Source organism: Pseudoalteromonas sp. APC 3691, assembly GCF_030408135.1.
GTDB lineage: Bacteria > Pseudomonadota > Gammaproteobacteria > Enterobacterales > Alteromonadaceae > Pseudoalteromonas.
The window spans coordinates 1-22327 of record NZ_JASDCB010000069.1 but is presented as its reverse complement, the minus strand read 5'-3'; the positions used below and the strand labels follow the sequence as shown (position 1 = coordinate 22327).

Annotated in this window: 17 protein-coding genes and 2 pseudogenes; 12 read left to right on the top strand and 7 right to left on the bottom strand. The window is 39.6% G+C overall.

The features are described 5' to 3' along the window. Positions 1-344 precede the first annotated feature (344 nt). The 3 genes from QL998_RS17445 (at position 345) to QL998_RS17435 (ending at position 3299) form a co-directional block, all read left to right on the top strand. Positions 345-566: a hypothetical protein gene (locus tag QL998_RS17445; protein ID WP_007581825.1), complete on the top strand. Its 222-nt coding sequence runs from the start codon at positions 345-347 to the stop codon at positions 564-566. Positions 567-976: 410 nt separating this feature from the next. After that, complete coding sequence (locus QL998_RS17440; RefSeq protein ID WP_290193168.1) at positions 977-2998, top strand: ATP-binding protein; 2022 nt, start codon at positions 977-979, stop codon at positions 2996-2998. A gap of 40 nt (positions 2999-3038) precedes the next feature. Continuing rightward, complete coding sequence (locus QL998_RS17435; protein WP_165721658.1) at positions 3039-3299, top strand: hypothetical protein; 261 nt, start codon at positions 3039-3041, stop codon at positions 3297-3299. 130 nt (positions 3300-3429) lie between these two features. Here QL998_RS17435 and ahpF read toward each other — a convergent pair whose 3' ends face one another. Both ahpF and ahpC read right to left on the bottom strand, forming a co-directional pair. Next, positions 3430-5004 (bottom strand): alkyl hydroperoxide reductase subunit F, encoded by a 1575-nt coding sequence (ahpF, locus tag QL998_RS17430; protein ID WP_290193167.1) that lies wholly within the window; start codon positions 5002-5004, stop codon positions 3430-3432. Positions 5005-5158: 154 nt separating this feature from the next. Further along, entirely contained in the window at positions 5159-5728 is a 570-nt protein-coding gene (gene ahpC, locus QL998_RS17425; RefSeq protein WP_002960601.1) for an alkyl hydroperoxide reductase subunit C, read from the bottom strand. A gap of 281 nt (positions 5729-6009) precedes the next feature. On the opposite strand from ahpC, the gene QL998_RS17420 reads away from it, so the two are divergent. The 3 genes from QL998_RS17420 to QL998_RS17410 all read left to right on the top strand — a co-directional run bounded on the left by QL998_RS17420 (position 6010) and on the right by QL998_RS17410 (position 7717). Then, positions 6010-6429: a DUF3429 domain-containing protein gene (locus tag QL998_RS17420; RefSeq protein WP_149593146.1), complete on the top strand. Its 420-nt coding sequence runs from the start codon at positions 6010-6012 to the stop codon at positions 6427-6429. A gap of 67 nt (positions 6430-6496) precedes the next feature. After that, positions 6497-6898: a hypothetical protein gene (locus QL998_RS17415; protein ID WP_002960599.1), complete on the top strand. Its 402-nt coding sequence runs from the start codon at positions 6497-6499 to the stop codon at positions 6896-6898. Between the two features lie 3 nt (positions 6899-6901). Beyond that, positions 6902-7717 (top strand): class I SAM-dependent methyltransferase, encoded by an 816-nt coding sequence (locus QL998_RS17410; RefSeq protein WP_182671071.1) that lies wholly within the window; start codon positions 6902-6904, stop codon positions 7715-7717. A gap of 27 nt (positions 7718-7744) precedes the next feature. Here the strand turns inward: QL998_RS17410 and QL998_RS17405 are convergent, their stop codons facing one another. Further along, the gene (locus tag QL998_RS17405) at positions 7745-9349 is read right to left on the bottom strand and encodes a GMC family oxidoreductase N-terminal domain-containing protein (protein WP_290193166.1); all 1605 of its coding nucleotides are present in this window, start codon (positions 9347-9349) and stop codon (positions 7745-7747) included. A 102-nt stretch (positions 9350-9451) separates the two neighbouring features. Between QL998_RS17405 and QL998_RS17400 the strand changes: the two genes are divergently transcribed. From QL998_RS17400 to QL998_RS17385, 4 genes are all read left to right on the top strand, one after another. Next, positions 9452-10462, top strand: coding sequence for an AraC family transcriptional regulator (locus tag QL998_RS17400; RefSeq protein WP_290193165.1), 1011 nt, complete (start codon positions 9452-9454; stop codon positions 10460-10462). 37 nt (positions 10463-10499) lie between these two features. Then, on the top strand, positions 10500-11486 hold the full coding sequence (locus QL998_RS17395) for a Gfo/Idh/MocA family oxidoreductase (protein ID WP_290193164.1): 987 nt from the start codon (positions 10500-10502) through the stop codon (positions 11484-11486). Between the two features lie 591 nt (positions 11487-12077). After that, positions 12078-12821, top strand: a complete 744-nt coding sequence (locus QL998_RS17390; protein WP_197188399.1) for a FadR/GntR family transcriptional regulator — start codon at positions 12078-12080, stop codon at positions 12819-12821. Positions 12822-13056: 235 nt separating this feature from the next. Then, positions 13057-13920 (top strand): DMT family transporter, encoded by an 864-nt coding sequence (locus QL998_RS17385; RefSeq protein ID WP_290193163.1) that lies wholly within the window; start codon positions 13057-13059, stop codon positions 13918-13920. A 72-nt stretch (positions 13921-13992) separates the two neighbouring features. Here QL998_RS17385 and QL998_RS17380 read toward each other — a convergent pair whose 3' ends face one another. Both QL998_RS17380 and QL998_RS17375 read right to left on the bottom strand, forming a co-directional pair. Continuing rightward, complete coding sequence (locus QL998_RS17380) at positions 13993-15189, bottom strand: MFS transporter (protein WP_290193162.1); 1197 nt, start codon at positions 15187-15189, stop codon at positions 13993-13995. 73 nt (positions 15190-15262) lie between these two features. After that, the gene (locus tag QL998_RS17375; protein WP_290193161.1) at positions 15263-16357 is read right to left on the bottom strand and encodes an NADH:flavin oxidoreductase/NADH oxidase; all 1095 of its coding nucleotides are present in this window, start codon (positions 16355-16357) and stop codon (positions 15263-15265) included. Between the two features lie 477 nt (positions 16358-16834). Here QL998_RS17375 and QL998_RS17370 point away from each other — a divergent pair. Both QL998_RS17370 and QL998_RS17365 read left to right on the top strand, forming a co-directional pair. Further along, positions 16835-19252: pseudogene (locus QL998_RS17370) on the top strand (TonB-dependent receptor). 103 nt (positions 19253-19355) lie between these two features. Then, positions 19356-20939: a sulfotransferase gene (locus QL998_RS17365; RefSeq protein ID WP_024605659.1), complete on the top strand. Its 1584-nt coding sequence runs from the start codon at positions 19356-19358 to the stop codon at positions 20937-20939. Positions 20940-21087: 148 nt separating this feature from the next. Here QL998_RS17365 and QL998_RS17360 read toward each other — a convergent pair whose 3' ends face one another. Beyond that, positions 21088-22224 carry a hypothetical protein gene (locus QL998_RS17360; protein WP_290193160.1) on the bottom strand — a complete coding sequence of 379 codons (1137 nt, stop codon included), beginning with the start codon at positions 22222-22224 and terminating at the stop codon, positions 21088-21090. A 3-nt stretch (positions 22225-22227) separates the two neighbouring features. Then, positions 22228-22327 (bottom strand): annotated as a pseudogene (locus QL998_RS17355) (IS5/IS1182 family transposase); the annotation flags it as partial.

Sequence of the window (22327 nt, the reverse complement as noted above, 5' to 3'; positions counted from 1 at the left end):
ACAATATGCGCGGATTACATCAAGGTCAGAAGTAATAATCTTCACTAAAAGACCGTATATATGACAGCAAACCTGTCCCTGCTATCGTTGAATGACACCTTGCAATACTGGAGGAGACCATATATGAATTCTGGTTAAGAGATTTAAAAACACTATAAATAATAACGATATTTAAGTCTGTTTCTCTCTAGCTAGAAATTTTTGGTGAAAACAAGGCGAATTTACGCGTCAATAGCTGGTCTATTGCAAGGAAATTCAACGCAGTTAGCGCTAAAAATAGCTGCTTGAGATAGATTTATTATCCAGAACTCAGGTTAACTATAGCCTACACATAAGAGAATATTATGAGCGAAAAAATAAACGAAGAAGCACTCCACGCCCTAAAAATAGCTTTTACTTACATGCCTAAAGCGATTGAAGTGACAAAGTATGAATATGGCGAGCGCTACCAAAGCGTACTTGATCACATTGAGGCTGTACGTGAAACACTGCTTATTAACGATGTTGACCCAGAGGAAGTAGGCGGCGATATCAACCCGCAATATACCCCAAATTCAACGTATTAAAAGTATACCGCTGAGTATTATATGCTCGGCGGCATGCTGCGCTATATACAAGGGCCTGTTTATCTTTCGAGGTTAAATTTGCAGCAGAGTGTTTGGTATTTAGGCAAGGCAGAGCCTATTTAGTGTGGTTATTCCCCATAAATAGGCGATAACGCAGCATAAATGCCAAACATGCGTTGCCCTTTGGGTTCTGCCTAGGGACAATTTTTAATCCTGAAAGGTCAACAGGCCCTACTACTATTAATAAACCACTAACTTAGTTCATAAAAACATAAGGTTATAAAATTTAATACGTATCAATTTTAGTTATTAGTAATTAAAACTGCTAAACTGGATTTTAAATTAATACCAATGCCCTTATTGGCCTATGTATTATATAAATTGAACAAAAGCTTACGGGGTGTTTTCTTTTGAATTTTTTACGATGTTTTCACGATATAGTTTCTAATCAATCTCTTGATTTTGAAAATAAAATTAATAAGCTCTTAGTGTTTGGGTTAGAAGTATTTGACCTTGAGCTAGGTATTATTAGTAAAGTAGATAAAAACAGCTACACCGTTTTATATGCCAAAACCCCTGACAACTCACTTTTACCCGGTACCGTGTTTGAATTACAAGGCACCTATTGCGTACATACGCTCGCTGCTGGCTCTGCACTTGCCTTTCATAAAGCATCTCAAAGTGCAATTGCAAACCACCCCTGTTATATAAACTTTCAGTTAGAGTCTTATATTGGCGCGCCAATAAAAATTGGTGATAAAATATTTGGCACCGTTAACTTTTCATCCGCAAAAGACTCCCTCGCTTTTAACGATGATGCTTATGACTACATCGAATTATTTGCACAATGGCTTGGATCGGAATTTGCTCGCACCCAAGCTAAAGAGCAACTCATAAAAAATAGTAATACTTTATTAAAGTTAGAGCACATTGCAAATATAGGCACGTGGGAAGTTGATCTAATCTCCGATAAAATTACCTGGAGTGAGCAAACCTACCTCATACATGAGGTGGATGAACAATTTCAACCGCAAATGAATTCTGCAATCGAGTTTTATAAAGAAGGCCCAAGTCGTGAAGGCATTACTCGCGCGGTAGAATTAGCCATAGAAAAAGGCAAAAAATGGAATCTAGAACTAGAAATAGTAACCGCTAAAAATAAACATTTATGGGTGGCTACCTTTGGTGAGGCCGAATTTGATGAAGGCCGATGTGTCCGATTATTTGGCACCTGCCAAGATGTAACCGAGTCAGTAATGCTCCGAGAAGAGCTTAAACAAAAGCAAGCTCAAGCAGAGCGCCTACTTGAAGACAGAAGCATGCTATTTGCTAAAATCAGCCACGAATTAAGAACCCCACTGAATGGCATTACAGGTATGCTAACCACATTAGTTGATGAACACAGTGAAGAAGTTCGCGCTGAAAAAATTAAAATAGGACTTAGAAGCGCCGATATTTTACTTAGTATTATTAATGAGGTGCTCGATTTTTCTAAAATTAATCATGGTGAGCTAAAGCTTGAACCTACTGACTTTTTACTAAAAACAATTTTTACCGATTTAACTTCTTTGTATACACCTCTATTTAAAAACACGCATGTAACGCTACAAGTAAATAATACAATTGATGACAACTGCTGGGCGTTTAGCGACAACACACGCCTTAGCCAGATTGCTTCTAATTTACTGAGTAATGCACTTAAATTTACTGAAAATGGTTCAGTTACATTAAACACCAGCCTTTCTAAAATAAAAAATAAGCTAAGTTTAAATATTGAAGTGTCTGATACAGGCCTAGGAATGAGTAAAAACTTTTTAGAATCACTATTTTCTCCTTTTTCTCAAGAAGTAGATGCTAAAAATTCAAAAGGTGGCACAGGCCTTGGCCTTGCAATAGTAAAAGAACTTGTTGAATATATGGGCGGAAAAATAAAGGTAAAAAGTACACCTAATAAAGGCACTACGTTTTTAATAAATATTCCTATTGAGAAAGGGACAGAACAAAAACAAGAAAACCTCAAATCAACGTTAGATATCAACGGCAGTGAACTATCAGTGCTTGTAGTCGATGATAACGACATTAATAGGTTGGTACTTCATGCTTCTTTAGGCAAACTTAATATAAAAGCCGACTCTGCAGTTGATGGCCAAGATGCTGTATTAAAATGTCGCCAAAAGCATTATGACCTTATTTTTATGGACTGCATAATGCCCATACTCGATGGATTTGAGGCAACAAAGCAGCTTAGATCAGAAAACATCTGCTCGCATGAAGAAACCTACATAGTGGCTATAACTGCTAATACTTCATCACAAGACAAACTTGCCTGCAAACAAGCCGGTATGGATATGTTTATATCAAAACCGTTTAAACTACCTATACTTGAAAAAGCGGTTATTAATGCGCTTGAGCATACCGTAAAAATCAGCTAATTTTTACTGCACTGCCACTGGTAAAAAATAAGAACATAAAATGAAAAACATAATTAGAACTATATTACTAACAGTACTTATTGTTGCAGTATTTAAAGGCGTTTCCACTGGGCAATGGAGCTCATCGATAACAATTGTTATCGTATCAGGCGTGTTGCTGTTAGTTACATTTATCAGTGCTAAGTCATCACGTGGATCATCCGCTTATACTGGCAGTGACTCATCAGTTTCCTCTAGCAGTAACTCATTGCACTCTCACACAAATTGTAGCGGCGGTGATTCTGGCGGTGGGTGCGATTAAATCGTGTGCTAATTCTTAAGTATTAAAAAAGCCGCCTTTGGAGAAGGGCGGCTTGGGTTAACAAACAGCTATGGGTGTAGCCTTGCTGTTATATCAAGAGAGTTTTTACTAAATTTTTTATTAAATAATGTTAAGCAGCACTTTGATCAGCTTCTTCAGAGTGACGAATTAAATAATCAAATGCACCTAAACTTGCTGTTGCACCGCTGCCCATTGCAATAATAATTTGTTTAAACGGAGTATTGGTTGCATCCCCCGCGCCGTAAATTCCTGGTAATGAAGTTGCGCCTTTAGCATCAATCAGTATTTCACCAAATTTACTTAATTCAAGGTCGCTGTCTTTTAACCACTCAGTATTTGGTATTAAGCCTATTTGTACAAATATACCGGCAAGTTCAAGCTCTTTGCTCTCCCCTGTAACTCTATCTGTGTACATTAAGCCAGTTACTTTTTTACCATCACCAAGTACTTCGGTAGTTTGTGCACTTTTGATAATGGTAATATTAGCCATGCTTTTAGCTTTACGAATAAGCACTTCATCAGCACGTAGTGTGTCTGCAAATTCAAGTACCGTAACACTTTGCACAATATTAGCTAAATCGATTGCTGCTTCTATACCTGAATTACCACCGCCAATTACGGCAACAGGTTTACCTTTAAATAAAGGGCCATCACAATGTGGGCAATATGCCACACCATGGCCGCGATATTCTTGCTCCCCTGGTACGTTCATTTCGCGCCAGCGTGCACCAGTTGCAAGTACGAGCGACTTAGCTTTAAGTACTGCGCCATTTTCTAGTGTAATTTCGTAGCCATTGTTATAACCAAGTGCCGCTGCACGCTGATTATGCATTACATCAACATCGTATTCTTTAACGTGCTCTTCAAGCTGAGCAACCAATTTAGGCCCTTCAGTCGCCTTAATCGAAATAAAGTTTTCTATTGCTAATGTATCTGCAACTTGTCCACCAAATCTGTCGGCAACAATACCTGTATTTAAACCTTTTCGTGCTGAGTAAATCGCAGCCGATGCGCCCGCAGGCCCGCCACCAATTACAAGTACATCAAATTTATCTTTTTTACTTAGCGATTCAGCTTGGCGCTGTGCCCCTTTGCTATCTACTTTATTGAGTATATCGGTAAGGCTTAGTGCACCTTGGCTAAATGGTTCGCCATTTAAATATACAGCCGGTACAGCTAAAATATTTCGCTCTTCTACCTCACTTTGAAATAATGCACCGTCAATCATGGTGGCTTTAATATTACTGTTTGTCGCTGCCATAGTGTTAAGTGCTTGCACTACTTGCGGACACGTTTGGCAACTTAAACTTATATATACTTCAAAGTTAAGTTCTTGAGTAAGCGATTGTATTTGTTCAATGTCTTCGCTTTTAGCTTTACTTGCGTGTCCGCCAGTATGTAAAAGTGCTAGCACTAAACTTGTGAATTCGTGGCCCATAGGTACGCCTGCAAACGTAATATGGGTATTTTTAATAGGTGAATGTACAACCATTGACGGGCGACGCGCGCTTGTATCTGGGTTGTTCATTACCGTAAATTTATCGCTCAGTGAGGCTAAATCGTTCGCTAAGCTTTCTACTTCTGCTGATTTTTTGCTGTCATCCAAGGCAATAAGCAGCTCAACAGGTTGAGTAAGCGATTCGAAATGGCTTTTTAATTGATTTTTTATGTTGTTATCTAACATGGCTTAACCCTTTTAGGAAAATTTAAACAGCAAGCCTCCCATGCCAAATAATGCATGTGCTTAAACAAGTATATTGATATAGGAGGCACCAACAAACGGATGTTCGTTGATTTAAGGGCAGTTACCTGCCCTTATAGTAGGAATAAATCTATACTTAGATTTTACCGACTAGGTCTAGTGAAGGTGCAAGTGTGTCTTCACCTGGCTGCCAAGATGCAGGGCAAACTTCACCATCGTGAGTTGCAATGTATTGTGCAGCTTGTACTTTACGAACTAGTTCTTTAGCGCTTCGGCCAATTCCTAAATCGTGAGTTTCGATTACTTTAATTTCGCCTTCTGGGTTCATTACAAATGTACCGCGAAGTGCTAAACCTTCTTCTTCAATCATTACACCAAAGCTACGTGTAATACGCCCTGTTGGGTCGCCAATCATTGGGTAAGTAATTTTACCGATAGTGTCTGACGTGTCGTGCCATGCTTTATGAGTAAAATGAGTGTCGGTAGATACTGAGTAAACTTCTACGCCCATTTCTTGAAGTTGTGCATAGTAATCTGCAAGGTCACCTAATTCGGTAGGACATACAAATGTAAAGTCTGCTGGGTAAAAGAAGAAGATTGACCATTTACCTAGAACATCTTTTTCAGACAATTCTACAAAGTCACCGTTGTGGTAAGCGGTTGCATTGAATGGTTGTAATTTTGTATTAATTAATGAAGTGCTCATGGTATTTCCTCATCTGTGTTTATGTATTTTAAAAGTAATCAACGCTTTCGTTTAAAACGACCTTCTGCGTTGGCTTGGTTAATACAATAAGGCTAATGGACAATTAAATAAAATTGATTGTTTAGATTAAAACAATCGGTTTTTTGGGTTGAACTATATAATCATTGTTATCGTAAACATCAGTTGAATTGTAAACGCTGGCGAATTATTAAGACCGCTAATCGCAATACTGCTACAATAGCCCCGCTTCAAATAAGTCATTAAATATAAGGCGCACCGTAATGGAAAAATTTGTTAACCATATACAGCTAGGTTATCTAGGCTTAATCCCGTTTTTAGGGTGTGTAGGTTGGCCACTCATGTTTGGCAGTAATAGCCTTAACTTAGAGTTTTTTACTTTTTACAGTATCGCCATTTTAGCATTTATGGCGGGTAACTTATGGCGCGCCGGAGAGCAAAGCTATAGCAATGCAATTAAAGCGGTATTACCTGTTATCCCAGTTCCATTTGTATCATTTTTACCTGTAGAGTGGGCACTGGCTTGGCTAGGTGCTAGTTTTTGGTTAGTACTTATATTTGAAAAAGCCACGCCACAATGGCAAACCTATCATAAAGATTATCAAAAAATGCGCTTTGTACTTACCTCTGTTGTGTTTGTTTGTCACATTCTGACTATTGGTATGAGTATTTACCCTAAATAGCAGCTGTAAACTTAAATATTGCGTGGTAATAAGGTAATATCCGCGCACTGCTATTTGAGGACACACCATGATTGACCAACTACGCCAACAACTCGACGAACTTGGCGAAAACTACGTAGAAAAAAACGCTGCATTTAAAATCAAAGTGATCCCATTCTTTTGTGCTATTCGCATTAAAAAAGATCATAAAAGCGAAGGTCGTTTAAGCTTTTATTCAAGTCAATTACTCGAAATATTTTTAGTTGTCTTATTTTTGCTATTCGGTTTAACACTGTACGATACAGATGCAGGGTTTACTCACGGCCCTATTCATATTGCCTTTGCTATTTTAATTACCTTTAATCTTATTATTAAACAAATCGCTATTGAAGGGTTAAAAACCAGACTTGCGTTTCATCGTTTACTAGCAAAAGACTCACAAACAAATAGCGATATAAATAATACTGCTACAAACATAAACGCTAAATAAAATATGTATTTAAATCCTCAATGGCGAATACTCACCGTAGGCGATGGCGATTTATCGTTTTCGAACGCTATTTACACTCATCTATCGCCAAAAGCTTTGGTTGCATCCACTTACGATGACCAAACTACTATTGAGCAAAAATACCAGCACAATGCACTTAGCAACTTAAAAGCGCATAACGTTGAGGTACTTAATAGTTTTGATGTAACAAACCATGCATGTTGGCAAGCTCTAAGTGAAAACCAGCACAGCTTTGATGTGGTTATTTTTCAGTTTCCGCTTATACCTGCATTTGTTGGCCGTGAAGCGTTTGAAAACAACACGCGCCAAACCAGCATGAACGTATTAAACCGCGCTTTACTGCACCAATTTATTAAATACGCTAACGAATACGCGCTTGATAAAAATGGGCCAATGCTTTGTTACATCACCTCAAAGGATGTAAAACCTTATCGAGAATGGAATATAGAGGGGAGTTTAAATAACGGTTTAACCGCAGATTATTTAGGCCAAATCCCATTTGATATTAGCCATTTTGAAGGTTATAAAATTCGTAATGTTGACCGCGACAAACACGTTAAAGACACAAGCGGCATAACTTACGTTTTCAGCCCAAAAAGTCTCGATAAACATACTAGCGAATTAAGCTCACGCCTTACAAAGCCTGCATACTTAACATCTAACCATTGCCCCCTATGCCGCGTTGGGCCTTATGTGGCAAGCGAGGACGAAGCCAAGCATCTAAACGCTAAAAAGCATCAGCAAATGCTACATCTTGAAAGCGATTGGCAACAATGGCTAAATGAGTTTTATCGCTAATTAATAGCCCTGCTATTGTTAATTCAATTATACGTTTTCGTGTTTAATTAAATCAGCCGCTTTTTCAGCAATCGCAATTACCGGCGCATTTGTGTTGCCGGTAATAATAGTAGGCATAATCGACGCATCAACTACGCGTAAGTTACTCACCCCGTGTACTCGTAAATTAGTATCTACCACTGCCATTGAGTCTTGCCCCATTTTACATGTCCCTACTGGGTGATACTCGGTATCTGCAGTTTGGCGTATAAACTCAATTAGCTGCTCATCATTATTTATATCAAGCGGGTAGAGCATTTTACCGCGTATGTTATCAAAAGCGTTGCTTTGCATAATAGCGAGTGTTTTTTTAAGGCCTGCAAGCATTACAGTTAAATCATCTGGGTGGCTTAAATAATTAGGGTCTATAAGCGGTGCACTACGCGGGTTGTTATCGGCTAATGTAATAGTACCTCGGCTTTTGGGGCGCATAATACTGCTGTGTATACTGTAACCATGCCCAGTGTGTAATTTACGACTATGATCGTCCACCAGCCCAATTACAAATTCTAGCTGCACATCGGGCGCTGGCGAGCCTTCAAATAATTTAATAAACGCGTGCGACTCTGCAAAATTACTGGTTAATCGCCCTTCTCGTTTACTAAACCAGTTAACGCATCCTTTTAAAATGCTGGCAATGCCAAGCGGGCTTATACCAAATGTGCCTTTACTTGTTTTTGATTTATAAAGTGGCACTACCGTTAAGTGATCTTGTAAATTAGCGCCAATACCTTCAAGTACGTGCTGAACCTTAATATTATGCGCACTTAACTGCTCTTTTGGGCCAATGCCTGAAAGCATTAATATTTGTGGTGAATTAATAGCGCCAGCACTAAGTATTACCTCTTTTTTAGCAAGTAAATTAATAACTTCTTTATTACGCTCTATTTGCACACCTTGCGTTATCTTATTAGCTATATTTATTTTATTAACGTGGCTATGGGTTAATACCGTTAAATTGGGGCGGTTTAAATGCGGTGTTAAATATGCTTTTGCCGCACTACAACGCTCGCCATTGTGCTGAGTTACCTGCGATAAACGCGCACCGCTTTGCTCTTTGCCATTTATATCGTCGCTTAAATTAACGCTCTGCTCAGCACAGGCATTTAAAAAATATTGGTTTACATTGCTTGGGTTACTTAGCTCTTGTACATGTAGCGGGCCTTTTGTTCCGTGCAGCTCATTATTTATAAACGCTTTATTGTTCTCAGATTTAATAAAGTACGGGAGTAAACTCTTAAAATCCCAGCCTTCATTGCCAAGCTGTGCCCAATTATCGTAATCGTATTTGTTACCGCGAATATAAACCATTGCATTGGTAGAGCTTGAGCCACCCAATACTTTGCCGCGCGGCACAAAACCACAGCGGTTATTAAGCTCTTTTTGTGGCACCGTATTGTAATGCCAGCTATTTATGCCATAAGGCACACTCGCTGCTATGCCAGCTGGCATTTGCACAAATGCACTTTTATCGCTGCCGCCAGCTTCAATTAAACACACACTGACATTTTTATCCTCAGACAATCGCGATGCCATAACGCAGCCGCCACTGCCTGCGCCAATCACAATGTAATCAAATGTTGTATTGTTCATGGTGTACCTTAATAAAAGTTTTAAACGGCCTTAACAGTAATAGTGCATAGAAAAACCCAATAAAACTTGATATTTTTAGACATCACTTATTTGGGGTTAACCATGAGCAGCCTAATCAGAGCCACGTCATTACAAGGTATAGACACGCTAATTAGCGAATTTGGCGGCGATCCGCATGAAATAATGCAAAGCTGTAATATTAGTAACGTTGACTTTAAAAATCTCGACAACCAATATTTACCTTATCGAGATTACGCTGAGCTTTTAGAATACTGTACTTGTAAGTTCAATTGCTCTAGTTTTGGCCTTAAGCTCGCAAGTAGACAAAACTTTGATATTTTAGGGCATATTGCAATAGCTGCCAAAAGTAGTACTAATTTAGGTGATGCACTTAATTGGGTTATTAAATACCTTCACTTACACAGCCCTGCACTTAGCTTAAATTCGCACCCTTTAGAGAATGATAAAAGCTTGTTTTTATCATTCGAAATTAATTTAAAACCATTACCGCACATAAACCAAGTCATTGAGCTAACCATTGGTTTAGCATTAGCTGTTATTAAAAAGCTGAGTAATAACCGCTGCAAACCAATTAATATATTTTTGCCAAAAAAGTTAAGTACTAATACTCGTGCCTATAACACTTACTTTGGTTGTAACGTTATAGAGCATCGCAACAGCGCTGGCATTGTAATCTCAAAAAGTGATTTAACTCTTGAGCTTGATCACCCTAAACTAAATAAAGTACAAGCAGCGCTAAACTTCTTGGCAAAAAACAAAGAACACACACAACCGTTGCCCAACCAAGTTAGTGCGCTAATTAGGCCTATGCTTCCTATTTATCAATGTAGTAACCAAACTATTTCAGCTGCGCTGGGTATGCACCCGCGTACTCTGCATCGAGAACTTATCAAACATAATACGAGTTTTGTAAAACTAAAAGATGCCACTCGCCGCGCTTTAGCTGCACACTATTTAGCGCAAAACCAATTTACAATCTCAACCATATCTGAGCTTTTAGGATATCAGGAACAAGCAACACTAAGTGTTAATGTTAAACGCTGGTTTGGATGTTCTCCTCGAGCATATAGAACTAAAAAAATGTTAAACTAAATACTCTTATTATTTTTATTTAAGCTAAGGAGTGAGCATGAACTTTGTTATTGTTGGCACCAATTTTATTAGCGACACATTGTTAGCCGCTGCAAATACGTTAAACGATTTTAATTTATATGGGGTGTGCTCGCGCGCAGTATCAAGCGGTGAAGCGTTTTTAGCCAAACACCCACAAAATACACAAGCAAAAATTTTCACCTCAATCGAGCAAGTTTGCCAAGATCAAAATGTTGATGCTGTCTACATAGCCGCCCCTAACAGCTTACATAAACAATACGCTGTTATGTGCCTAGAAGCAGGTAAACATGTCCTTGGCGAAAAACCATCAGCAGCCAATTCTAAAGAGCTTGCAAGCATTATAGCTACAGCAAAAAAACATCAGCGCCTTTACATGGAAGCCATGATGACCACTCACTTGCCTAACTTTGCACGACTGCAACAGGCAATGGTAAAAATTGGCACACCACGTAAATATATTGGCCAGTACAGTCAATATTCATCGCGTTACGATAAGTATAAAAATGGCGAACGCCCAAATACATTTTTACCCGAGTTTGCTAACGGCGCTTTAGTTGATTTAGGGATTTACCCACTGTATTTATTAATTGCACTTTGGGGAGCGCCGCAAAGCGTAAGTGCCAGTGGCGTATTACTTGATACAGGTGTTGATGGTGCGGGGGATGTATTACTAAACTACGCTGATAAACAAGCCGTTATTAGTTACTCTAAAATATCGCAAGGCGACAACATAACCGAAATACAAGGCGAGCTTGGACGTATACGTATAGAAGCTGTATCGCAACTAAAAAAAATTGAATTTATTGCTAATAATGGTGACGTAGAGGTTATATCCCAGCCATTTGATGAGCAGTTTATGAAATACGAAGTTGAGCATTTTATGTCATTAGTGAAGCAAAATATTTTTGAGTCACCCGTTAATACACATATTTTAGCCAGTAACGTAATGAGCGTTCTTGATGAAGCGCGCAAACAGCTTGGGGTTCTGTACCCTAACGACTAATTAAAAAAATATGGGCATTAACCAACGACAGTTAATACCAATCTGCTTATATATGGGGTCTATTTAACGTTAAGAAAATTACGCTAGAACTAGGCAAAAATTTTTATATCTAGCTGTTCTAAATAAAAAATTTTTAACGACGTTATAGTGCAATTTAATTCGTTAAATTGATCAAAGATTTATGCAGGTTGGTATAATGCCCAGAAGAAAGCTTAAATAGCTCTCGTACAACGACACATTTTATAAAACACATTTAAAAATAGCGATCCCCATCCATGGGCAATCAAATACTTCTACAGCAAACTTAACACTAACAACCCAAATTCGGTTTATTACCAATATTTATTATTCAATAACCTTAAAACTAACCTAATACATAAAAACATTACCAATCAAGCTAGCCAATTGCATTATTTTAAACTAAATTGGTAATACAAAAATACAACCATTGGTGTATAGTGGTTTTTAACCATAACATCGCGTTAGAATTTTGACATAATAGTGAATTTTGAGGTAACCTCTGGTATTAACAGTTGGTTTTGACTTTTAGGCCCCAGAGGCCACTATTCCTTAAGGTAATGAAGGTAAAGTATGGGTAATCGTCGCTTATTTTGGCGCATAGTTGATAAAATTGAGTCTTTAATAAATCAAGGCGAATTTTCTGCTGGGAGTCGTTTACCACCTGAACGTGAACTTGCAGAAATGTTTGATGTAAGTCGCCCTACCATTAGAGAAGCTATTATCGCATTAGAAGTACGTGGCCGAGTTGAAGTTAAAACCGGCTCTGGTGTTTACGTAGTAGAACAAAAAAATGCATCTATAAAATCAAAAGAGATCAGTGCATTTGAACTTACTCAAGCTCGCGCATTAATTGAAGGCGAAATTGCCGCTTTAGCTGCTCAAAGCATTACAGAAGAAGAACTAGAGCAACTAAACAAAACATTAATTGCCATGGAAAAAGGCCTTTATGTTGAGCAAGCCGACCGTGAGTTCCACGAAATTATAGCTAGAGCAACGCGCAATAAAGCACTTGAATTTGCAGTGTCTAACTTGTGGGATTTACGTTTAACAAACCCACAAATTGTTGCTGACTATGGCAGTGTGTGTAAAAACAATAACGAGTGCGTTATGGATGAACATACCGCTATTTATACAGCCCTAAAGTCGCATGATGCAAATGCAGCGCGCAGTGCAATGCACAAACATTTTAACCGCTTAATTAATGCTTTATTTGACGCCGTAGAGTCGCGCGCACTTGAAGAAATTAAACGCAAAAATAATGAAAAACGAGGTCTTTACTCTCTTGATGGCTTAGTTAATAAAAGTGCCCACTAAGGCCTTTTAACCAACTTATTAGAGTTAGCAAACGCCTGTTTGCTAACTTTACCTCTTACTTTATTTACCGGCCCTATTTAATATACTTTTAATTGCGCTATTTTTGGTCGCAAACACTTACCTATAAATTTAAAAAAAGATACTATGCCGCCATTAATATCGGGCGGGTTTAGCTTTTATACTCCCTGCATTACAATTTAACTAATTGATAGAGTTACTCAACTCAAGGATAAAAATGCAAGCATCTTCAAAAAGTTATTTACTGGCTATAGTGTGTGTACTGCTTGCTATGATGACCATTCAAACGGGCGCGTCATTTGCAAAGCAGCTTTTTCCTATTGTTGGCCCTGAAGGTACAACTGCCCTTAGGCTTGGTTTTTCTGCCTTTATACTTTGCTTAGTGTTTAAACCTTGGAAACACTTACCTACTTCTGGTAATCGTATTCCTATAATTGTGTATGGTTTAAGTTTAGGCGGCATGAACATTTTGTTTTATTACGCCATTGAACGCATTCCACTAGGCATTGGTGTAGCACTTGAATTTACAGGCCCGCTTGCTGTTGCCTTATTTTCATCACGCCGCAAACGTGACTTATTTTGGGTTGCCTGTGCTATTGCCGGTATTTTGCTTCTGCTTCCTGATATGAGCGGCCAAGACAGCCTTGATCCATTGGGTGTAGCGCTTGCGCTTGGTGCCGGTGCATGTTGGGCAGGTTATATATTATTTGGTAAAAAAACGGGCACACAAAGCTCTGGTGGAGCAACTGTCGCATTGGGTATGACCGTTGCCGCTATAGTGCTAGTACCTTACGGCGGCATTCTGCAAAGCGCCGCGTTTACGTGGGAAATTATCCCACTGGGTATTGGTATTGCTATTTTATCAAGCGCACTGCCTTACACACTTGAAATGGTTGCACTGCGTAACATGCCCTCGCAAGGGTTTAGCGTAATGATGAGCTTAGAGCCTGCAATAGCCTCGCTCGCGGGGTTTATTATACTGGGTGAGTTACTTACTTTATGGCAGTGGCTCGCTATTTTACTTGTGATTGTTGCATCTGTTGGTAGCTCGTTTTCAAATGCAAAAAAGCAGGTTGCTTAAGTAAAACTGTAATCGACTAATTCTAAAAAATAAAGCCACCGCATAAGCCGTGGCTTTTTTGTTGCAACGTAATTAGCTTACCGTCTTACTTTGCTTTTTAGTTGTAACCAAATAGCCAATCAACGAAATAAGCGGCATACCCGTAGTAACCAGTGCAATACCTGTCCAACCACCCGCTTCATATAATGGGCTGGCAATAAGCGAGCCTACTGCGCCACCTACAAATATACTCGTCATGTAAATAGCGTTTAAACGCGCACGGCTTTGTGGCTCTAGTGCATACACTGCACGTTGACCCAATACCATATTGGCCTGCACAGCAAAATCAATAAACACACCGGTTAATGCCAATACTATAATGCCGTAAGGTAGCTCAAATAAGCTTGGTAAAAAGCACACTGCTGCAATTACTTTGGCCAGTAACGATACCTGATGTGTATAGCCTTTATCTGCCAAGCGACCAACAATGGGGGCAGCTACAGCACCTGCCGCACCCACTAATGCAAACAATGCTATTTCTGATTGCGATAAACCATACTCACGGGCAAGCACAACCGGTACGCTCGTCCAAAATAAACTGAACGATGCAAACATTAATGCTTGAAAAAGTGAACGTTGGCGCAGCACTGGTTGGCTAATCATTAACTGTTTAAGCGATTTTAATAACTTAAAATACGTTGTTTTATGGGTAGGTTGCCTGCTTGGAATAGCAAAATAAATTACGCCTGCAATAAACACCATACACCCTGCTGCAAAGTAAAATACAGCACGCCAACCAAAGTGATCGGCTATTAAGCTCGATATTGGCCTTGCAAGCAAAATACCTAACAGCAAACCTGCCATAATATTACCAAGCACCTGTCCGCGTTTTTCATCCGACGATAAATGCGCAGCAAGCGGAATAAGAACCTGAACAGACACCGAGCTTATACCTATCATCAAACATAAAATAAGCATTACATTAGATGAATCAGCCAATGCCGTACCCACTAAACTTAAAAACGACACAGCGAGCGTTATAAGCATTAAGCGTTTGTTTTCTATTAAGTCAGCTAAAGGCACTAAAAAAAACAAACCTAAGGCATAACCTATTTGTGTAAGCGATACGATAAGGCTGGCACTATGCGAGCTTAACCCCACCTCTGGTGCTAGTAACTCAATGATAGGTTGAGCGTAGTAAATATTGGCAACAATAAGGCCGCAGCACAAAGCAATAATAGTGACGAGTGTATTGCTAAGTGGTTGTGGTGAAACGCCTGTTTGGGTCATGTGTATCCTACTTTACAAAAATAATAAAACCCAACCAGCAAACGCTGATTGGGTTTTTACAAAAAACTAAACTTTACTTAATTGGGGATGGCTGCCCATGTGGGCTTGAGCGTAAATACTGTTTAGGTGCAGTCACTGTAGCACCAAGCTCTGCAGCAACATGCCACGGCCAATGCGGGTTATATAAAATACCACGCGCAAGTGCTACGCCATCGGCTTGCTGCTCACTAATAATATCTTCGGCTTGTTGCGCCTCAGTGATTAAACCAACGGCTATTACAGGCATTTTAACAACGTTTTTTATCGCTGTTGCAAATGGCACCTGAAAATTAGGTTTTACTGGTATTTGTTGCTCAGGGCTTAAACCCGCCGTACTTACATGAATAAAATCACAGCCGAGTTTATCAAGCGCTTTACTAAGCACTATCGATTGCTCTAAATCCCAGCCGCCTTCAACCCAATCGGTTGCCGAGATACGCACACCCACTGCTTTTTCACTTGGGAATACCGCGCGTACTGCTTTAAATACCTCAAGCAATAAGCGCATTCTGTTTTCTAGGCTACCACCGTAGTTGTCATCGCGCTTGTTTGAAAGTGGCGACAAAAACTGGTGTAACAGGTAACCGTGCGCACCATGTAGCTCGATTAAATCAAGGCCGAGTTCATCAGCGCGTTTAGCTGCACTGACAAAGTCTTTAATTAGTGAGTCAATATCGGATTGGCTCATTGCTTTTGGTACTGGGCTGTTAGCGTCATACGCAATTGCCGAAGGGGCGAGCGTTTGCCAGCCATTAACATCATCAGGTGCAATGGCATCGCCACCGTCCCATGGTTTTTCAGTTGATGCTTTGCGCCCAGCATGCGCTAACTGAATACCAATAGGCATAGGACTGTATTGCCTTACTGCTTTTAGGCTTTTGTCTAGGGCTTGCTGGGTTTCGTTATTCCAAAGCCCTAAATCGCCATAGCTAATACGCCCTTCTGGGTTTACTGCTGTTGCTTCTAAAATAAGTAACCCGGCACCGCTTAAGCTCAATTGGCCTAAATGAATAGTATGCCAATCGCTAGCAGCGCCATTGTTTGCTGAATACTGACACATGGGTGCAATAATAATACGGTTATCTAACGTTACTTGCCCAAGTGATAAAGGCGAAAATAGTTGGCTCATTGTTAATCCTTAAAAACACGCACAAAAAAGTGCTGACAAAACAAAAAAAAGAATACGAAGCGGCAATCAAACACGCCCACTCAAAAGCTTATGCAGTCACTTATAATTACGACTACCACTCTTAATGGGGATAAAAACACACTTTAATAGTGCTAATAAAAGTATAAGTAATGACATTATGAAATATTAATTTTAATGTAACAATCTGTTTAACGAGCACGTCATAACACCAGCTTTAAAAAATGAATGACTATTTACCTTTAAACAAGGATGTGATTTTTAACCTAACTGTACCTAATAGCACTAAGCTATTGCTTGTATTACCTATTAACTAAATAAAAACCCTACATACCAACCATATTTATTCTACAAAAGTGAATTAAAATTCAATTTAAATATTCCAAGCTACTTCACTCCCTGATAAACTGCTTAACTTAATTTACTAATGTAAAACATTTGAACTGGGGATCACTTTTTATGTTTAAACCAAGCTTGTTAACCTTGGCTATTTCGAGCGCTGTTTCTAGCGTATTTTTATTGCCTAATGCCGCACTTGCTCAAGAAGAAGTTGCAGCTAAAAACAAATCACTCGAAGTAATCGAAGTTACAGCAACAAGGCGCAGCGGCTCTGTGCAAAATGCACCGCTAAATATTACAGCCCTTGATGCAGATATTATGAAAGATCAAAATATCAATGAGCTTGCCGATGTAGCGCGCTGGGTACCTGGTTTAACAATTACCGATCAAGGTGGTCGATCAGGCTCGCCTATTATTGTTCGTGGTTTAAATACAAACTCTTCTGGTCCATCGTCAGATGGCGGCACAGTATCTACTTATATAAACGAAATTCCAGTTTCGGTAGATATGCGCCTAGTAGATATTGAGCGCGTTGAAGTATTGATTGGGCCACAAGGCACCCTTTATGGTGCAGGCACATTGGGCGGTGCAATTCGCTACATGCTTAAACAGCCTGAGCTTGATTTTACATCGCTTGAAGTTTACGGCGATATGTTTCAAACAAAAGAAAGTGACTCTTTAGGTGGCGAAGGCGGTTTTATATTTAACCTTCCTATTATCGAAGATAAATTAGCGGTACGCGCCAGCTTAAATGTATATGAAGATCCGGGTTTTATCGATTACGGCTATGTAGTACGTGAACCTGGCGTATCGTTGCCAGATCCAGATTGGAGCGATAGCTCAGCAGTTAATAACAACCTTAAAAATGTAAAAGACGCCAACGGCGAAACCACCACAACAGGTCGTATTTCCGTACGCTTTAAACCGAATGAATCGTTTGAAGGTACGCTTAACTACTTTTACCAAAACCAAGACAGCGAAGGCCGCTCGATTGTTCATTACAACAGCCTTAATGCAAATAACGGTTTAAGCGATGTAATAGGTAAATACGAATCGGCTTATCGCTTTGAAGAACCTCGCGAGAAAAAAGATCAATTACTAAGCCTCGAACTAAAAGCCGACCTAGGTTTTGCAGAGCTAGTATCGGCAACCGGTATTTCAAGCTTTGATGCCGACGGTCAACGCGATCAAACAGACTTACTAATTCGTCTTGATTACGGTTATGAAGAGTTTCCTTCGTTTTCAACGTTTACCCGTTAAATTGACGAAGAAGATACCTTTACTCAAGAAATTCGCTTAGTGTCGCAAGGCGACAGCGACTTTAACTGGATTGTGGGTGGCTTTTACAACAAAACAGAAACCGAAGCATCAAGCCGAGAGTTTACCCCTGGGTTTGACCAATTCGCTATCGATAACTTTGGTGGCGAGCAGCTAAGACCTGACTCATTAGAATACTTAGAGCTTACAAAAAGTACCGTCACTGAGTCTGCACTATTTGGTGAAGTTGGCTACCAAGTTACCGACAAATTAGATGTGACCATTGGTGCCCGTTTTTACAAATACGATATAGAGTCGCAAGCGGCTTTTGACTTTCCTCTAGCCAATACATTGTATGGTGGAGTAGATCCTGACAAAATTACCGTTGCATACGAAAAAGACGAAGCAGGCGATAACGGTAACTTATTTAAATTTAATGCTAAATACCAGTTCACTGACTCTGTAATGGGCTATGTAACAGTAAGCGAAGGCTTTAGAATTGGCGGTTCAAACGGTTTAGTGTCTTGTCCTGATCCAATTGTTGAGGATCAACAAACAGGTTGTGGTAAACCTGACGAATTATTATATGAAGCCGACACCACAACAAACTACGAGCTAGGCTTTAAAAGTACATGGTTTAGAAGCCAGCTACACTTTAACGCCGCGTTATTTAACGTAGATTGGGATGATGCACAAATTACAGGCGCTACAGATATAGGTCAATTAACGTACCTTTCAAACGCAGGCAGCGCTAATGCAAGAGGGGTAGAAATTTCAACCCGTGCTATTTTATCTGACTCGTTTTCAGTTTACGCAACCTATGCTTACACAAAAGCAGAGCTAACATCAGACGCACCATTTTTGTTTAATGCCGATGGTACCGATGGCGCAGAAGACGGCGACCGTTTACCAGGCTCACCTGAAAACCAATTTTCGATGGGTGTAAACTATCAAACAAACGTGTTTAACGACAAAACGCTTGATATTAACTACGGTTTAACCGCGCAAAGCGACGTGCTTTCAAGAGTAGGGCTTCGTGATAACGGCGAAACACTACCAGGTTACAGCTTAAGTAATATATCAGCTAAATTAACAGCTGATGCATGGTCAACTACGCTATATGTTGATAACCTATTCAACAAATACGCGGTTACATCCGTTCGTCGTTCAGATGAAGACATAACATCAGCTAATGGCGCCGACATACAACGTAACTACGGCCATTACATTAATCGCCCGCTTACGGTAGGTGTTAAATTTAACTACAAATTTGAAATATAATTTAAGCGACTTTTAAACAGTCTCACTTTTTAAATACTGTTTTAAGGCTCAAATTTATTTGAGCCTTTTTATTTTCTTTTACAAAATAATAATTACCAAAACCATGCAGCCAAATTTAAAGCAACTTCATCAAAGCGCAATACACTCCCTAAACCAAGGTAAAATAGAGCAAGCACACAAAGCCCTAGTGGAGTTAGTGACACTCAAACCAGACTTTGCTGATGGGTATTTTTTGTTAGCTATGGTTAATTTAACTGTTGGGCAAATACACAAAGCAATAAAGCTCATCGAAAAAGCCCTTACCCTTGGCCAAAGTATTGAATACACCGCGCAACTTGCTAAATGTTACGCACTTACTGGCGAATTACAAAAAGCAAAAAACACCGCACTATCGGTGCCATTAAAGCAAATAACTAAAGCCCTTGATGCCGACACACTTGGCGTTGCACTTACTCAAGCAGGTATTCACGAGCAAGCACTTAACTACTTTGAGCGCGCTATTACACTGGCTACAGCGGCTAACAAAGCTCAACCACCGTTTTATTATAACTACGGTGTAAGCGCTAAGTTTTTAGGGCTATTTGATAAAGCCCAACTCGCTTTTGAAAATGCCATAGCGCTTAACCCGCTGCACCACCAAAGTCATTTTGCATTAAGTGATTTAACTAAAGTAAGTACACAAAACAATCATATTGAGCGCTTAAAAAATGTATTTGAGCAAGTAACACACCCCGATGCAAAACTGCATATTGGCCATGCACTCGCAAAAGAGTATCAAGATATTGGTGAATATTCAGAGGCTTTTAACGCGTTAGAGCAAGGTAAAGTAGTAAAACGTGCTGTGCAGCCGTTTGATCATAAAAGCTCAACTGAGTTATTTGAACACATTAAACACTTAAGTGAGCAGCACACACAAGCGCTGACACAAGGTAACCCAACGGCCGAACCTATTTTTGTATTAGGCATGCCCCGCTCTGGCACCACATTGGTTGAGCGTATTTTATCGAGCCACAGCGACGTGCAATCAGCCGGTGAATTACAAGACTTTGGCCTAAGTGTTAAAAAGCTGAGCCAAACACAAACACCTCACGTGCTCGACACTCAAACGCTCAGTAAAGCCTACAAGCTTGATTTTAATCAGCTTGGGTCAACCTATTTAAACGCAACACGCGTAATAACAGGCAGCCATAAACACTTTATTGATAAGCTCCCGTTTAACTTTTTTTATATCGATTTAATAACCAAAGCACTGCCAAACGCTAAAATCATTTGTATGCTGCGCGATCCAATGGACACCTGTATTGGCAACTATCGCCAGCTATTTACTATAAATAACCCCTACTATGCGTACTCGCTCGACCTACTCGACACCGCTAAATTTTACAGCCGTTTTTACAAACTAATGCAGCACTTTAGTACCCTGCACAGCAATATAAAATTAGTAAAATACGAAGAATTAGTCGCACAGCCCGAGCAACAAATTAAAGAGTTAGTCAGCTTTTGTAACCTAGAGTGGCAAGAGCAATGTATAGATTTTCACTTAAACACCGCACCGGTTTCTACTGCAAGTAAAATGCAAGTACGCCAACCACTTAACAATAAAGCAATTGGCCGTTGGAAAGCGTTTAGGCCCCATACTGATGAAATTGAAGATTACTTTTTAAAGCAAAATATCAGTTTTGAGTAAGCATTTTATAGCTGGGAGTTAAATGGATGGACTTAGGGATAGTCCGCTTTGTGCCATAACCGGACATTGGTAACGCCTCGCTTAACCGGCGTAAAATAGCAGGCTAAAATTAGCGACGAAGGAGCGCAAGCCTGCTATAAAGCGTTTGTTATATTTTTGCTAACTCAGGAATCTGTTCCTTTGTAGAAATAACGAATGAAGTTGAATTCAACACATCGTATGGCTGATAGAAACCTTGTTCCCCATTTTCATCGCACGAAAATATATGTGAAATGTCTGGAAAGTCATTAGGGTCAACAGGATGCAAAGCATTTGGATTATGGTACATTACCAAACTCTCTGACCATGATTCCGTATACTCAGGCGAATCTACATCTTCATGGAAAGGTATGCCAGTAAAAGCCTCTGGATCAGGATTAAACCGAGTGCCAGCCCTCAAGATTTTAATATCTTCCCCCCCCATACCAGCGAGCTTACCCATACGATTAAACTTTGTAATAGTTGCTGCATTGCTAAATAAGATAGCACTAACATGCTCAGAGTTAGGCTGATTGAAAAAGGCAGAAGGAATTGATTTACCTTTCCATTCATGAGTCTCTATGCGTGTAATTTGTGGCTTTCCATCTACAATCGATGCCCTAAAACCGTATAAGTATTCCATTAAGGCAGTTCTAGGCCAAGTCATAGAGCCTGTACTATGAAAGTCATGTATTGCGAATACTAATGGCTTGTCTTGAACATGAGATTTTTCCCAATATTTCTTCTTGAGCTTAGAATATAAAGGGCTACCAAACTTAATTGGCATATAGCCGTTGAGTAGCTCTCGTAACTTTTCGGGATCTTCCGGCGCCTCTTCATCTGGACGCGCTTGATTTTCACTCGGATTCACTGTCACAGCTTCAACTAAATACTCATGCACCCCATTAGTAATGTGGAAGTCAGGTGCAGCATTCCCTTTAATTTGAGTGAATTTATCGTGGAAATAGATATATAGATACAACTCCCAAAGACGAGCGTCAAAGCCATGTGTTTGAAATTCTTTTATATAATGACCATCAGGGTCATCAAAAGTATACACAATTTCCTTTATCAAATTTCGAGCTGCTTCCATCCTAGGTTCTTCAGCTAAAGCTATATAGATGGGATTCAACTTTCCTCGCTCAACTAAAGGCTCAAAAAGTTCATTGGTTAATTTAATTTCATCCCCTCGAGGGTAAAAAGATTTACCATCATTTTTATATTTTTTAATAGCTTTGATTAAGGGCTGTTGATCTTTGTAGTACATATATCAATCAGCCCACATTGGTAGCCACATCATAGTAAATGCTAAAGCGAGCATTGAATGATAATTTCGTTCAAGCTTTTCATACCGCGTGGCTATCCCTCTA

Excerpts from the sequence above, each read along its gene's own strand:
- QL998_RS17420 (WP_149593146.1), top strand. The coding sequence starts at position 6,010 with ATGGAAAAATTTGTTAACCATATACAGCTAGGTTATCTAGGCTTAATC.
- QL998_RS17380 (WP_290193162.1), bottom strand. The coding sequence starts at position 15,189 with ATGACCCAAACAGGCGTTTCACCACAACCACTTAGCAATACACTCGTC.
- ahpC (WP_002960601.1), bottom strand. The coding sequence starts at position 5,728 with ATGAGCACTTCATTAATTAATACAAAATTACAACCATTCAATGCAACC.
- QL998_RS17405 (WP_290193166.1), bottom strand. The coding sequence starts at position 9,349 with ATGAACAATACAACATTTGATTACATTGTGATTGGCGCAGGCAGTGGC.
- QL998_RS17445 (WP_007581825.1), top strand. The coding sequence starts at position 345 with ATGAGCGAAAAAATAAACGAAGAAGCACTCCACGCCCTAAAAATAGCT.
- ahpF (WP_290193167.1), bottom strand. The coding sequence starts at position 5,004 with ATGTTAGATAACAACATAAAAAATCAATTAAAAAGCCATTTCGAATCG.
- QL998_RS17375 (WP_290193161.1), bottom strand. The coding sequence starts at position 16,357 with ATGAGCCAACTATTTTCGCCTTTATCACTTGGGCAAGTAACGTTAGAT.
- QL998_RS17395 (WP_290193164.1), top strand. The coding sequence starts at position 10,500 with ATGAACTTTGTTATTGTTGGCACCAATTTTATTAGCGACACATTGTTA.
- QL998_RS17400 (WP_290193165.1), top strand. The coding sequence starts at position 9,452 with ATGAGCAGCCTAATCAGAGCCACGTCATTACAAGGTATAGACACGCTA.
- QL998_RS17390 (WP_197188399.1), top strand. The coding sequence starts at position 12,078 with ATGGGTAATCGTCGCTTATTTTGGCGCATAGTTGATAAAATTGAGTCT.
- QL998_RS17385 (WP_290193163.1), top strand. The coding sequence starts at position 13,057 with ATGCAAGCATCTTCAAAAAGTTATTTACTGGCTATAGTGTGTGTACTG.
- QL998_RS17435 (WP_165721658.1), top strand. The coding sequence starts at position 3,039 with ATGAAAAACATAATTAGAACTATATTACTAACAGTACTTATTGTTGCA.
- QL998_RS17365 (WP_024605659.1), top strand. The coding sequence starts at position 19,356 with ATGCAGCCAAATTTAAAGCAACTTCATCAAAGCGCAATACACTCCCTA.
- QL998_RS17415 (WP_002960599.1), top strand. The coding sequence starts at position 6,497 with ATGATTGACCAACTACGCCAACAACTCGACGAACTTGGCGAAAACTAC.
- QL998_RS17410 (WP_182671071.1), top strand. The coding sequence starts at position 6,902 with ATGTATTTAAATCCTCAATGGCGAATACTCACCGTAGGCGATGGCGAT.
- QL998_RS17360 (WP_290193160.1), bottom strand. The coding sequence starts at position 22,224 with ATGTACTACAAAGATCAACAGCCCTTAATCAAAGCTATTAAAAAATAT.